Origin of the sequence: Kutzneria sp. 744 (assembly GCF_000568255.1) — a bacterium.
Taxonomy (GTDB): Bacteria; Actinomycetota; Actinomycetes; order Mycobacteriales; family Pseudonocardiaceae; genus Kutzneria.
The window spans coordinates 5231329-5245020 of sequence record NZ_KK037166.1 but is presented as its reverse complement, the minus strand read 5'-3'; the positions used below and the strand labels follow the sequence as shown (position 1 = coordinate 5245020).

The window sequence follows — 13692 nt, the reverse complement described above, 5'->3', positions numbered from 1 at the left end:
ACCTTCGCCGGCGTGCGGGATCTCGATCTCGTCGCCGACGACAAGTGGCCGGACGCGCTGCGCCTGTTGGCCGCGGAACCCGAGACGTGGCAAGCGATCCTGCTGCCCGGCGGCTACACCTCGTGGTGGCTGGCCCGCAACGCCAGCCTCGCCGGCTCCTCGCCTCGTTCGTGGCGTCTGCCCGACGCCGACGCCCTGGCCGGCGTCTACGACCCCATCCCCGATGTCGGCGTCCGCACGGATCTGTTGGCCGCCATCGGTGTTCGCGCCTCCTTGGTCGTCACCGACGCCGCCGACGTCACGGATGTCCTGCAGCGCCTGGGAGATCCCTCCCGGGACGTGCCCTCCGGCGTCGCCATGCGGGCCCACGGCGTGTTGGCCGAGGCCGTCCGCTCCGGCGCCGTCGACGCCGGCGATGTCGAACTCGACGAGCGGGTCCGGGCCCTGTCCGGCGCCTCCGTCTCCGGCGAGCACACCGTTGTGCTCGATTCCCCCTGGCTGCTCGCCGCTTTCACCCCCGACCAGGTCGTCGCCGCCGATCCCGACGACGCCGAGCCCCTCGCCGAGCTCCTCGACCTCCCCTTGGCCGCCGACGAGGTCGACGCCGACGCCCTCATCGGCAACGGCCAGCCCGTCAGCTGGTCCGACCTCGGCGCCGTCGTCGCCGCCAGCGAGCTCCTCGACCGCCCCGTCCCCGAGGGCCTCGTGGTCGTCTACGACGAGCTCTCCGTCCGCCGCGGCGACACCCGCTACCCCGTCGCCTGGTGGGTCACCGAGGACGGTGTCGTCCACGCTGAGGACACCCCCGCCGGCCTCTCCCGCGCGCTGGCCTGGGCCGTCGACTGCTGGCACGACCGCCACCTCCTCGCCGCCCTCCTCGACGACCCCACCGCCGCGACCTACCTGTCCTGATCCTTCTCGTCACAGCCCTCGGCCCACCCGCTGAGGGCTGTTTTATTTGAGGCGTTGGTGATCAGACGTAACCCTCGGGACCGCCCGCGTAGTTGAAGGCCTTGTCGGCCAAGGACAATTCCTGGTCGAGGGCGAACCGCGTCACCAGGTCGGGGTTGGCGATGAAGTGACGGGCGAAGGAGACGGCGTCGGCGAGGTTGGAGTCGATGGCGTCGGAGGCGGTGGCGGCGGAGAAGCCGTTGTTGGCGATGAAGAAGCCGGGGAAGAGCTTGCGGTAGCGGGAAAAGGCGTCGGGGGAGAACAAAGCGGGGCCACGGAGGTGTAGGTAGGCAAGGGAAGTGAGCGGGGGGACGAGGTCGTCGTAGACGGAGAGGGTGGCCTCGGAAGGGAGGTAGGCGGGGCAAGGGGGAGTGCTGTCGGTGGGGAGCCAGTAAGGGGAGAGGCGGACGCCGACGCGGGGGCACACCGAGTGGACGGCGTCGAGGATGTGGAGCAACAGAAGGGAAGGGGAGCGGTAGGCGTCGGTGCGGCGGTTGAGGCGGGGGTTGAGGAACTGGGCGACGAGGTAGGTGCCGTTGGCGGCGATCTCGACGCCGTCGAAGCCGGCGCGGACGGCATTCGCGGCGGCGCAACGGTAGTCGGCGATGGCGGAAGCGATCTCGGTCGAGGACAGGGGGCGCAGGCCGGCGTGCCAGAGCTGGACCATGATCCGGCCGCCGAGGGAGTGCACGAGGTCGGTGACGCGACGCCAACCGGCGACCTGCGCGTCGGAGAAAAGCCCGGGCACGCCTACGAAAGGGACGGGCTGAGGGCTGACCAGGGTGCCCTCGGCAATGATCAGCCCGGCGGAGGCGCGGCGGGCGTAGTGCAAGGCGTGCAAGGGGGACGGCACGGAGCCGCGGCAGCGGGTGGTGGGGGCCATCACCACGCGGTTGGGCAGCGTCAGATCACCCAAGGTCACGGGGCGCAGCAAGGCGCTACCCTGGCTCATCAAGGACTCCCTGGAGCGTCGGTCGGTCGGTGGCACGACACAGACGGATCGCGACGGGGAAAGGTGACCGATGGACGCTGAACGGTTCGAGGCGCACCGGCCGCTGCTGCGGGCGGTGGCCGGCCGGGTGCTGGGCTCGACGGCGGAGGCGGACGACGCCGTGCAGGAGACCTGGCTGCGGTTCACCAAGGCCGACAGCATCGACAACCTGGAGAGCTGGCTGCGGACGGTGGTGTCCAGGATCAGCCTGGACATGCTGCGCAGCCGCAGGGCCAAGCGTGAGGAGCCGATCGACTGGCACCCGCCGGCCGAGGTGGAGGGCCCGGAGCGGGAAGCGCTGCTGGTCGACGAGGTCGGCCGGGCGATGCTCGTGGTGCTGGACCGGCTGAGCCCGGCGGAACGGGTGGCGTTCGTCCTGCACGACCTGTTCGCGGTGCCGTTCGAGGAGATCGCGGCCATCGTCGACCGGACGACGGCGACGACGAAGAAGCTGGCCAGCCGGGCCCGCCACCGGGTCCGAGGCGTCGAGCCGATGGCACCGGCCGACAAGGCCGTCGTGGAGGCGTTCCTCAAGGCGTCACGGGAGGGCGACCTGGAGGCACTGCTCGAAGTCCTGGCGCCGGACGTGGTCCGAACGGCCGACGCGAAGGCCCTGCCGACGGGGCGGGCGACGGTGGTCCGGGGCCGGGAGAACGTGGCGCGGGAGATGCTCGTGCTGGGCAAGCGGGCGGCCCACGCGGAGCCTGCCCTGGTGGGCGGCAAGACGGGCGCGGTCGTCGCGCCGAACGGACACTTGCGGCTGATTCTGGCCATCACGGTCAGCGGCGGGAAGGTCACGGCCTACGACGTGATCGCGGACCCGGAAAGGCTCGACGACATCGACGTCAGGCCGGTCTAGAGCCAAGGCCGTGAAGTTAAGGGTTGGGCGCGGATGTCCAGCCCGCTGAAAAGGGCAACGGAGTTCCTGCTAGAACGGTGTCGACCAAGATCACCAGACAGCAGAAACTCCGTTGGACACCCAGTCTTCCATCACCCGCGCGATCACCGTGGCCGGGGGCCGATACGCGCCCGGCCACCTCGGTGAACTCACCCAACACCTCCCGTTCGAGATGATCGACGAGGCCCTGACCGCCACCCGCACCACCCAACACCGCCTGCGGGACCTGCCCTCCCGGGTGGTGGTCTACCTGCTCCTGGCCGCCTGCCTGTTCCCCGAGGTCGGATACTCCGGTGTTTGGCGCAAGCTGACCGCCGCCCTGGACGGCCTGCCCACCGCCACCCCCACCGCCAGCGGACTGGCCACCGCCCGCCAGAGGGTCGGTGCCGCACCCCTGCGGTGGCTGTTCGACCTGCTCCGTGGCCCCGCCACCACCGGCCGAGCTCCCGGAACCCGCTGGCGCGGACTGCTGGTCTGCGCGATCGACGGCACCACCCTGACCGTGCCCGACAACCCCCGCATGCTCACCCGGTTCACCAAGCAGCGGGGCAACCACGGCGGCGCCGGCTACCCCCAGATCCGGCTGGTCGCGTTGCTCGCGTGTGGCACCCGCAGCGTGATCGACGCGGTGTTCGGCCCGACCACCATCGGCGAGACCACCTACACACCACAGCTGCTGCGCAGCCTGCACGCCGGCATGATCCTGTTGGGCGACCGCAACTTCGGCGCCGCCGGCCTGCTCGCCCAGATCGCCACCACCGGCGCCGATCTGCTGGTACGCCTGAAAAACGGCCGCACGATGCCGATCCTGACCCGCTACCGAGACGGCTCCTACCTCTCAATCCTGGGCGGCCTGCGAGTGCGCGTCATCGAGTGCGAGATCACCATCGCCACCACCGCCGGCCGGCACACCGGGATCTACCGGCTGACCACCACCCTGCTCGACCCCCACGACTACCCGGCGGCCGAGTTGATCCGGCTCTACCACCAGCGATGGGAGATCGAAACCGCTTACCTGGAGCTGAAATCCACCATCCTGGGTGGCCGGGTGCTCCGCGCCCGCACCCCGGTCGGCATCGAGCAGGAGATCTACGCCCTGCTCGTCACCTACCACCTGCTCCGCACCGCCATGGCCGACGCGACCAGCACCCGACCGGATACCGATCCGGACCGGGCCAGCTTCACCATCGCCTATCAGACCTCCCGCGACCAGGTGATCCAGGCCGCGAACGTCATCGCCGGCACCGTCATCGACCTGGTCGGCACGATCGGCCGGCACGTCCTGGCCCACCTCATGCCGGTCCGACGGCTCCGGGTCTGCCCCCGCATCGTCAAACGCGCCATCTCCAAACACCAGGCCAGAGGACCCAATATCGACCGGACCAGCTATAAGGCCACCCTGAGCATCGACATCCTGACACCGGCAGACGCTTGACGATCACCACAACCGCCTAACTACACGGCCTTGGGTCTAGAGCAGGCCCTCCTGGGCGGTGCGGGAGCCGCGGCGGGCGGCGGAGCGCTGCCAGCGGAAGACGCCGTATCCGACAAAGCCCAGGCCGAAGCCGGCAAGGCAGGACCAGGTCCACAGCGCGGGGGCGCCGACGAGCAGCATGATGACAAAGGCGACGAGGAACACGACGGTGCCGACGACGACGACCGGCACGGGGTCGGTCAGCGCCCGCGGCAGGGGCGGTGGGGTGGGAGCGGCAACCAACTCGTTACCGGGCTCCTCTTTGGACATGTCGGCCACGTCAGGCAGGCTACCGCGCCATGAGGGCGAACGGGCTTGACCAGTTCTTCAAGATCAGCGAACGCGGCTCGTCGATCGGACGGGAGCTCCGCGGCGGCCTCGTGACCTTTGTCGCGATGGCCTACATCGTGGTGCTCAATCCGCTGATCATCGGCAGCTTCTCGGCGAGCGACCCGGGCGCGCACAAGGACGTGCTGGGCGGCATCCTGCCGGTCCCGCAGGTGGCGGCGGTCACGGCGCTGGTCGCGGGCGTGATGACGATCCTGATGGGCCTGCTGGCCAACTACCCGTTCGCCCTGGCCACCGGCCTGGGCCTGAACAGCCTGGTGGCGGTGACGATCGCCCCGCAGGTGACCTGGCCGGAGGCGATGGGCCTGGTCCTGGTCGAGGGCCTGATCATCGTGCTGCTGGTCTTCACGGGCTTCCGCACGGCGGTGTTCAACGCGGTGCCGGCGGCGCTGAAGTCGGCGATCGCGGTGGGCATCGGCATGTTCATCGCGCTGATCGGCCTGGTCGACGCGGGCTTCGTGCGGCGGCTGCCGGACGCCGACCACACGACGGTGCCGGTGGGCCTGGGCATCAACGGCTCGATCGCGTCCTGGCCGACTTTCGTGTTCGTGATCGGCCTGGTGCTGACCGGCATCCTGGTGGCCCGCAAGGTCAAGGGCGCGATCCTGATCGGCGTGCTGGGCACGACCATCCTGGCCATCGTCATCGAGGCGATCTTCCACGCCGGCCCGTCCAACGGCACCAACCCGCTGGGCTGGGACCTGGGCTACCCGGCGCTGCCGCAGCAGATCCTCGGCCTGCCGGACCTCTCGCTGGTCGGCCACGTCTCCTTCGGCGCCTGGACCCGGCTGCCGGCGATCACGGTCCTGCTGCTGGTGTTCACGCTGGTGTTGGCCGACTTCTTCGACGCCATGGGCACGATGACCGGCCTGGGCAAGGAGGCCAACCTGCTGCGTGACGACGGCCAGCTGCCGCAGGTCGGCCGCGCGCTGTTCGTGGAGGGCCTGGCCGGCGCGGCCGGCGGCCTGGGCTCGGCCAGCTCGAACACGGTCTTCGTGGAGTCGGCGTCGGGCATCGCGGAAGGCGCCCGCACGGGCCTGGCCAACATCGTCACCGGCCTGCTGTTCCTGGCCGCGATGTTCCTGACGCCGCTGTACCAGGTGGTGCCGGTGGAGGCGGCCGCGCCGGCGCTGGTGATCGTCGGCGCGATGATGATCAGGCAGGCCAGCGGCATCGACTTCACCGACTTCCGGATCGCCCTGCCGGCCTTCCTGACCATCGTGGTGATGCCGTTCACGTACTCGATCGCCAACGGCATCGGGGCCGGCTTCATCAGCTACGTGCTGCTGGCGGTGGCCACCGGCGGGGCCCGCAAGGTGCATCCGCTGATGTGGGTGGTGGCTGTGGCGTTCGTCGCGTACTTCGCGGTGGGGCCCATCGAGTCGGCCCTGGCCGGTAGTTAGTGAGGTATGCTAACTACATGGCGGAACCCGAGCCGAACGAGCCGTCGCTGGCCAGCCGCCTGCGGCTGGCCGTGGTGCGGCTCAACCGTCGGCTGCGGGCCCAGCGCACCAATTCGTCGGTCACGCTGACCCAGGTCTCGGCCCTGTCCGCGCTGCGCAAGTGCGGGCCGCTGACCCCGGGCGAGCTGGCCGCGAAGGAGGGTGTCCAGCCCCCGTCGATGACGCGGGTGATCGCGGCGTTGGAGGACTACGGCTTCGTGTCCCGGCGCCCGCACCCGACCGACGGCCGGCAGGCCATCGTCGAGCTGACCGAACAGGGCACCGCCTATCTGCGGGCCGAGGTGTCGGCCAGGGAAGCCTGGCTGGACTCGCGGCTCGCGGAATTGGACGACGACGATCGGGAGCTGCTCGCCAGGGCGGCCGAGATCATCGACCGGATGGCGGGCCAGTAAAGGGGGCGGCGGACGAAGTGCCGGCATACGCGGGGAGCACCGGAACAGGGCAGAAGCACACCTCGGAAACCCCGCGCACAACCGGAATGTTCGGTTCGCTGCGTGAACGCAACTACCGGCTGTTCGCCAGCGGGCAGATCGTCTCGCTGATCGGCACCTGGATGCAGCGCGTCGCCCAGGACTGGCTGGTCCTGGAGCTGTCCGGCAAGGACCCGATCGCCCTGGGCATCGCCGCCGCCCTCCAGTTCTTACCGACGCTGTTCCTGTCGCTGTGGGCCGGCGTGCTGGCCGACCGCCTGGACAAGCGCAAGCTGCTGATGCTGCTGCAGGGCTCGATGGGCGTCTGCGCCCTCGGCCTCGGCCTGCTCGACGTCACGGGCGTGGCGCAGCTGTGGCAGGTCTACATCTTCTGCTTCGTGCTCGGCTGCTTCTCCGCCGTGGAGACGCCGGTCCGGCAGTCGTTCGTGATCGAGATGGTCGGCAAGTCCCAGGTCACCAACGCCGTGGCGCTGAACTCGATGACCTTCAACCTGGCCCGCATCGTCGGGCCGGCCATCGCCGGCGTGCTGATCACGCTGATCGGCACCGGCTGGGTGTTCCTCGGCAACTTCGCCAGCTTCATCGGCGTGCTGACCGGCCTGGCCCTGATGGACGCCTCCCGGCTGCACCGCGGCACCCCCGCGCCGCGTGAGCGGGGCCAGCTCCTCGAAGGCCTTCGCTACGTGCGTGGACGCCCCGATCTCGTGATGCTGATGACCTTGGTGTTCCTGGTCAGCACGTTCGGCATGACCTTCTTCACCACGCTCGCGGTCGCCGCCGCCAACGTCTTCCACCAGGACGCCGACGGCTACGGCCTGCTGTCCACGATGCTTGCCGTCGGGACGCTGTCCGGCGCCACCATGGCCGCTCGCCGGAGCACCCGCGGTCGTCCCCGGCTGCGCATGTTGTTCATCGGCGGCCTGGTGTTCGGGGCGCTGGAGGTCGTGCTCGGGGTGATGCCGACCTACCTGGCCTTCGGGCTGATGCTGATCCCCATCGGCATGGCGCTGATGACCTTCACGACCACGGCCAACAGCACCGTGCAGCTGTCCGTGTCGCCGCAGATGCGTGGCCGCGTGATGGGCCTGTACATGCTGGTCTTCCTGGGCGGCAACCCCATCGGCGGACCGCTGACCGGCTGGCTGGCCGACGCCTTCGGCGGCCGGGCCCCGTTCGTCGCCGGCGGCATCGTGTCGGTGCTGGCGACGCTGGCCTGCGGGCTGATCCTCATGCGCCGCGGCGGCATCAGCCTCCGCTCCCTGCTCCGTCGCCGCACCGTCCCCGAGCCCACCTGATGCAGGGAAGGACACGACTGTTTGGCAAAGGTACCACTAGTGGGTTGCCTTACCGCACCACCGTTCTGTGTAGGACCGGCGCCTCATTAAGCCATCCCGGTAACACGATATGTCACTGAGGCCTTGGGCCGCTGGACCACACCCCCAATTCAGGCGTCCTTCCCTGCATCAAGATGGGGCCTGTGATCTCGGGGTCGGTGGGATGGCTGCCGCTGGTGGTCGTGTGTGTGGTGTTCACGGCGGCAGCGGCGGTGGTGGTGTGGGCGGGGCGGCTGATGCCGCCGTGGCCGGTGGTGTTCGCCGCTGGGCGGGCGGTGCTGCAGCTGGCGGCCGTCTCCGCGGTGATCACGGCGGTGTTGGCCTCGCTGGGCCTGACCGGGGCGTTTCTGCTGCTCATGGCGGTGGTGGCGACTGCGACGTCGGCGGCGCGGACGGGCGTGGGCCGGCGGGGCGCCTGGGTGGGGCTGGCGATCGTGGCGGGGGTGATCCCCGCGCTGGCATTGCTGGTGGGCTCGGGTCTGCTGCCGGTGACGGGCATCGCCCTGGTGCCGATGGGCGGCATCCTGATCGGCGGCGGCATGACGGCCACGACCCTGTCGGTGCGCCGGGTGCTGGACACGCTCAAGCAGCGGCACGGGGAGTACGAGGCGGCGCTGGCCTTGGGGTTCACCGAGCCGGTGGCGATCCGGGAGCTGGTGCGCAAGCCGGCGGCCGATGCCCTGCTGCCGGCCCTGGACCAGACCCGCACGGTCGGCCTGGTCACCCTTCCGGGGGCTTTTGTCGGCATGTTGCTCGGGGGCTCGCCAGTATGGCTGGCGGGGGCGTTGCAGCTGGTCGTGCTGCTGGGCCTGCTGGCGGTGGAGTCGCTGGCGATCGTGATCGTGGTGGAGCTCGTGGCCCTCGGGAAGGTCAGACGGGTTGCGTCGTAGACAAGGTAAGGCTAACCTAAGCTCAACCGCTTCGTGGTGGGAGCGGCAGTCAGTTCGGGAACAGAGAAGGCCCCGGGTCCGGCAGACCCGGGGCCTTCTCGCACGTCAGGCCAGGGCTCGTGCCAGGAACGTGGCGGCCAGGTCGATCGCGGCGTCGGCGGCGTGGGTGCCACGCAGCGCGTTGAGCATCACGAAGTCGTGGATGATGCCGCCGAAGCGGACGGCGGTCACGGGCACGCCGGCCTCGCGCAGCTTGGCCGCGTAGGCCTCACCCTCGTCCCGCAGCACGTCGGCCTCGCCGGTGATCACCAGGGCGGGCGGCAGGTCGCGGAGCTGATCCACGGTGGCCCGCAGCGGCGAAGCGGTGATCTCGGCCCGTTGTGCCTCGTCGGTCGTGTACTGGTCCCAGAACCACTGCATGGCGTCGCGGCGCAGGAAGTAGCCCTCGGCGAACTCACGGTACGACTCGGTGTCGAAGGCGGCGTCGGTGACCGGGTAGAACAGCACCTGCTGCCTGAACGAGAACTCGCCGGTCTGCTTGGCCATCAGCGTCAGCGCGGCGGTCATGTTGCCGCCGACCGAGTCGCCGGCCACGGCCACGCGGGCGGCGTCCAGGTTGTGCTCGGCGCCGTGCTCGAAGACCCACTTGGCCACGGCGTAGTTCTGGTTGATGGCCACGGGATAGCGGGCCTCGGGCGACAGGCTGTAGTCCGGGAACACCACGGCCGCGCCCGTCTTCACGGTCAGTTCGCGCACCAGCCGGTCGTGCGTGTGGGCGTTGCCGAACACCCAGCCGGCGCCGTGGATGTAGATCACCACCGGCAGCGGGCCGGTCGCGCCGACGGGCCGGGTGATCCGCACCGGCACGCCGTCGACGGTCAGCTCCTCGACGTCGACCTCGGGTTTGTCGATCGGGCCGGCCTGCACCTCGTCGACGGTCCGGCGGCCCTCGACCGGGCCGAGGTCGGCCAGGTACGGCGGGTTGGCGGTGGCCTCGGCGAACTCCTTGGCGGCCGGCTCCAGAACGACGCTCATGGCTTCCTCCTGCTGCTTGGTCCCTGACCTGACGCCAAGAACAGTAGCGTCCACTTAGATCGTGCACAACTTAAGTTGACAAGTTATGATTGTGGCATGGACGACACGGACAACCCCTTGCTGCTGAAGGATCAGCTGTGTTTCTCGCTGTACGCCGCCAGCAGATCGGTCACCGCCCTGTACCGGCCGATGCTGGACGAGCTGGGGCTGACCTATCCGCAGTACCTGGTGTTGCTCGTGTTGTGGGAGCACGGCACCAGCCCGGTCAAGGACCTCGGCAACGCGTTGCAGCTGGACTACGGCACGCTGTCGCCGCTGCTCAAGCGGCTGGAGGCGAACGGGCTGGTACGCCGGACCCGGCGGGCCGACGACGAGCGCTCGGTGGCCGTCGCGCTGACCGACGAGGGTGCGGCGCTGCGCGACCGGGCGCTGTCCGTGCCGCCGGTCATCGGCACCGCGATGGGGCTGAAGGAAGAGGAGTTCGGCGTCCTGCGCGACCTGCTCACGCGGCTCACGTCGTCGGTGCAGGCCTACACGGCCTGAAGACGGGCCGAGGCCCCGCCGGGAACGGCGGGGCCTCGGTGGCTACCAGACCGGCCAGGTGTGCACGGGATTGCCGGCGTGCATCAGGTCGATGTACCGGCGCAGCATCCCGACCAGTGCCGCCTCCCGGTCGGCGCCGCGCTGCTCCAGCTGCGCGACGGTCTCCCGCTGCCACGACGAGCCGGTGCGCCGGGCCACGCAGCGCTGCTCGATGATGCCGAGATACCGCTCCCGGGCGGCATCGGAGACGCCCAGGTCGCGCAGGCCCTCATGGGCCATCGGCAGCAGCCGCCGCAACACGAGCTCGTCCGGCGGCACCCAGCCGATGCCCGGCCAGTACAGCTGGGCGCCCATGCCGTGCCGCGCGCCCGAGTACAGGTTCTCCTCGGCCGCCTGGAACGACATCTGCGTCCACAATGGACGTTCCTGGGTGGCCAGCGCCCGCTGCGCGCCGTAGAAGAACGCGGCGTTGGCCAGAATGTCCACAATGGTCGGTCCGGCCGGCAGCACCCGGTTCTCCACCCGCAGGTGCGGCACGCCGTCGACCAGGTCGTACACCGGGCGGTTCCACCGCCACACCGTTCCGTTGTGCAGCCGCAGTTCCGACAGCTGCGGCGCGCGGCCGGCGGCCAGCTCGGCGAGCGGGTCCTCGTCGTCGATCACCGGCAGCAGGCCCTGGAAGTAGCGCACGTTCTCCTCGAACAGGTCGAAGATCGAGGTGATCCAGCGCTCGCCGAACCAGACCCGCGGCCGCACGCCCTGGTTCTGCAGCTCCTGCGGCCGGGTGTCGGTGGCCTGCTGGAACAGCGGAATCCGGGTCTCGTGCCACAACGCCTTGCCCAGCAGGAAAGGCGAGTTGGCGGCCAGCGCCACCTGCACGCCGGCCAGGCACTGCGCCGCGTTCCAGTGCGCGGCGAAATCGTCCGGCTGCACCTGCAGATGCAGCTGCACGGACGTGCAGGCCGCCTCCGGCAGAATGGATTCCGCGTAGCTGCGCAGTCTCTCCGGCTCGCCGCCCGGCATCGGCGAACCCTCCATGTGCAGCACCATTTCCTCGCCGCGCGCGGCGAAGATCTCGTCGTTGAGCACCGTGTAGCGTCGATTGCTGGTCAGCCAGCGTGGATCGAAGTGCTCGCGCCGCAGTGTCGGCAGCACCCCGATCAGCACGATCGCCGCGCCGGCGTCCTTCGCCTTGGTGTCGGCGTTGTCGAATGTCCGACGCAGCTCCTGTTCCAGGTCGACGGCCTCGTTGCCGGCCAGGGGCCGGGGCGGCACGTTGATCTCCAGGTTGTGCTGGCTGAGTTCGGTGGTGAAGGAGGGATCGTCGATCTTCTCCAGCACCACGGAGTTCGTCATCGCCGGTCGCAGCTTCTCGTCGACCAGGTTCAGCTCGATCTCCAACCCCATCTGTTGCTGGGGGAACGAGAACACGTCATCCGTGAGCATCCTGGCCAACGCGTCCAGACAGCGCTGCACCTTCTCGCGGTAACGCTGGCGGTCCTCCCGGCTGAATGTTCGGTCGGACACGTCCTTGCCCATGCCGCCTCCCACTTCGGTCTGCCCGGGTTCCCCGAGCGCCTGAAGCGAATGCCCACGGTGACACAACGGGTTTGACCCTGCCCATCGGCCAAATCGGTGCTCTCTGTCACATTGGCATAACTTCCGGTGAGAATGCGCTGGTAGGAGGCCTGGGATTACCACACCTGGCGAACGGGAAACATGGTATGGGCGAACAGTGAGAGACTGCGTGGCGTGCCGCAGGTGATCGAGATCGACGACCCCTCGGACGCCAGGCTGGACGACTTCCGCGACCTGTCCACCGCCGATCGGCGGCCGGACCGGCCCGGCGGGCGCGGCCTGGTGATCGCCGAGGGTGTCATCGTCGTGCGCAGGCTGCTGGACTCCCCGTACCCGCTGCGTGGCCTACTCGGCATCCGCCGCCGGATCGAGGAGCTCGTCCCCGATCTGGGTGATTTCGACGGTCCCGCCTACGCCGTGTCGGCCGACCTGATGGCCCAGGTTGTCGGTTTTCACCTGAACCGGGGTGTCCTGGCGGCGGCGGATCGCGCCCCGCAACCGGATCCCGCCGAAATGGTTGAAGGCGCACGGATGTTGGCGGTGCTGGAAGGCGTCGGCGACCACGAGAACCTCGGCGCGCTGTTCCGCAACGCCGCCGCGCTGAGCGTGGACGGGGTGCTGCTCGGCGCGGGCTGCTCGGACCCGCTGTACCGACGCAGCGTGCGGGTGTCGATGGGGCACGTGCTGCGGGTGCCGTTCGCGGACCTGCGCCCGTGGCCGTCGGGGCTGGATCTGTTGCGGGACAACGGCTTCACCGTCGCCGCGTTGACGCCACGAGCCGACGCCGTCGACCTGCGCGACTGCAAGCTTCCGGGGGAGAAGGTCGCGCTGCTGCTGGGGTCCGAGGGGCCCGGGCTGACCGATGAGGCCATCGACGCGGCCGACGTCGCGGTCCGGATCCCCATGGCCTCGGGTGTGGATTCGCTGAATGTCGCCACCGCGGCCGCCGTGGCGTTTCACGCGTTGGGGGTGTCGTGAGTACCGTCGACCAGGCAGGCGCCGACGGGTCGGAGGAGACGATCGTGCAGCTTCACGCGCGAGCGGGCAAAGCCGTGCTCGTCGGCCACGACGGCACCCAGCTGCGTGAGGTCGACCCCCGGTCGCTGGCGCTGCCGTCCGACCTGACCGCCGCGCTGCACGAGTGGGCCGAGGTCGCGCGGGCGCTCGTGCCCAACGACCACCAGCCGGTCGGCGGGACAGCCGGTGATCTGGTCACCCGACGGGGCCGGCAGCTGGCCGGGCGGCTGGCCACCGAGCTGGGGCTGCCCATCGACTACGCGGACCCGGTGTCCGGGCGCATGGTCGAGGTGGAGCCGGCCGTGCTGGCCGCGCCGCCGGTCGAGGAGCCCGAGGAGGTGGTCGAGGACTTCCCGCGCCGGGAGCCGACGCCCTGGGCCACCGGCCTCACGGTCACCGTCATCGTCGCCGCCATGATCACCATCGCCGTGACGACCCTGTCCTTCGCGCTGGCCCAGGCCAGCCTGTGGCTGGCGGTGATCGCCAACGTGGTGATCATCGGCGGCCTGTCCCCGTCCGTCTGGCTGGCCCGCGACGTTCCCATCTGGCGCTGGGTGGCCCTAGGCGTCACCTGCGGCCTGGGCCTGGCCTGGCTCGTGCTCCTGCTCAGCCTGCTAGGCCCTGCTACGTAAACCCCCGCGAGTCACGCTCTCGGGCACCGCGAGTCACGCTCTCGGGACGTTTCCACCGTGGTGCGTTGGGTGGGTGTGTCCCGAGAACGTGACTCTCAAGCCCGAGA

13 protein-coding genes and 1 pseudogene are annotated in these 13692 nt (G+C 69.9%); 10 read left to right on the top strand and 4 right to left on the bottom strand.

What is annotated here, in order from left to right:
• Window positions 1-912: pseudogene (locus KUTG_RS23485) on the top strand (hypothetical protein); the annotation flags it as partial.
• Window positions 913-973: 61 nt separating this feature from the next.
• Here KUTG_RS23485 and KUTG_RS23480 read toward each other — a convergent pair.
• Window positions 974-1903, bottom strand: coding sequence for an oxidoreductase (locus KUTG_RS23480; RefSeq protein WP_043719589.1), 930 nt, complete (start codon window positions 1901-1903; stop codon window positions 974-976).
• A gap of 70 nt (window positions 1904-1973) precedes the next feature.
• Between KUTG_RS23480 and KUTG_RS23475 the strand changes: the two genes are divergently transcribed.
• On the top strand, window positions 1974-2801 hold the full coding sequence (locus tag KUTG_RS23475; RefSeq protein ID WP_043719586.1) for a sigma-70 family RNA polymerase sigma factor: 828 nt from the start codon (window positions 1974-1976) through the stop codon (window positions 2799-2801).
• Window positions 2802-2913: 112 nt separating this feature from the next.
• Complete coding sequence (locus KUTG_RS23470; RefSeq protein ID WP_043719583.1) at window positions 2914-4275, top strand: IS4 family transposase; 1362 nt, start codon at window positions 2914-2916, stop codon at window positions 4273-4275.
• 36 nt (window positions 4276-4311) lie between these two features.
• Here KUTG_RS23470 and KUTG_RS23465 read toward each other — a convergent pair whose 3' ends face one another.
• Window positions 4312-4584: a DUF2530 domain-containing protein gene (locus KUTG_RS23465; protein WP_052396654.1), complete on the bottom strand. Its 273-nt coding sequence runs from the start codon at window positions 4582-4584 to the stop codon at window positions 4312-4314.
• A 29-nt stretch (window positions 4585-4613) separates the two neighbouring features.
• Here KUTG_RS23465 and KUTG_RS23460 point away from each other — a divergent pair, with 29 nt between their 5' ends.
• The 4 genes from KUTG_RS23460 to KUTG_RS23445 all read left to right on the top strand — a co-directional run bounded on the left by KUTG_RS23460 (window position 4614) and on the right by KUTG_RS23445 (window position 8780).
• Entirely contained in the window at window positions 4614-6065 is a 1452-nt protein-coding gene (locus KUTG_RS23460) for an NCS2 family permease (RefSeq protein WP_043719580.1), read from the top strand.
• A gap of 17 nt (window positions 6066-6082) precedes the next feature.
• Window positions 6083-6517, top strand: coding sequence for a MarR family winged helix-turn-helix transcriptional regulator (locus KUTG_RS23455; protein ID WP_043719578.1), 435 nt, complete (start codon window positions 6083-6085; stop codon window positions 6515-6517).
• A gap of 86 nt (window positions 6518-6603) precedes the next feature.
• Window positions 6604-7851, top strand: coding sequence for an MFS transporter (locus KUTG_RS23450; RefSeq protein WP_052395307.1), 1248 nt, complete (start codon window positions 6604-6606; stop codon window positions 7849-7851).
• A 173-nt stretch (window positions 7852-8024) separates the two neighbouring features.
• Window positions 8025-8780, top strand: a complete 756-nt coding sequence (locus tag KUTG_RS23445; RefSeq protein WP_043719575.1) for an ABC transporter permease — start codon at window positions 8025-8027, stop codon at window positions 8778-8780.
• 105 nt (window positions 8781-8885) lie between these two features.
• Here KUTG_RS23445 and KUTG_RS23440 read toward each other — a convergent pair whose 3' ends face one another.
• A complete protein-coding gene (locus KUTG_RS23440) occupies window positions 8886-9815 on the bottom strand; it encodes an alpha/beta hydrolase (RefSeq protein ID WP_043719572.1) in 930 nt (309 codons plus the stop codon).
• A gap of 96 nt (window positions 9816-9911) precedes the next feature.
• Between KUTG_RS23440 and KUTG_RS23435 the strand changes: the two genes are divergently transcribed.
• Window positions 9912-10358 (top strand): MarR family winged helix-turn-helix transcriptional regulator, encoded by a 447-nt coding sequence (locus tag KUTG_RS23435; RefSeq protein ID WP_043719570.1) that lies wholly within the window; start codon window positions 9912-9914, stop codon window positions 10356-10358.
• 42 nt (window positions 10359-10400) lie between these two features.
• Here the strand turns inward: KUTG_RS23435 and KUTG_RS23430 are convergent, their stop codons facing one another.
• Window positions 10401-11897, bottom strand: a complete 1497-nt coding sequence (locus KUTG_RS23430; protein ID WP_043719568.1) for a glutamate-cysteine ligase family protein — start codon at window positions 11895-11897, stop codon at window positions 10401-10403.
• Window positions 11898-12110: 213 nt separating this feature from the next.
• On the opposite strand from KUTG_RS23430, the gene KUTG_RS23425 reads away from it, so the two are divergent.
• Together KUTG_RS23425 and KUTG_RS23420 are read left to right on the top strand one after the other, a co-directional pair.
• Entirely contained in the window at window positions 12111-12914 is an 804-nt protein-coding gene (locus KUTG_RS23425) for a TrmH family RNA methyltransferase (protein WP_043719565.1), read from the top strand.
• A 44-nt stretch (window positions 12915-12958) separates the two neighbouring features.
• A complete protein-coding gene (locus KUTG_RS23420; protein ID WP_043730385.1) occupies window positions 12959-13585 on the top strand; it encodes a DUF2537 domain-containing protein in 627 nt (208 codons plus the stop codon).
• Window positions 13586-13692: the final 107 nt, after the last annotated feature.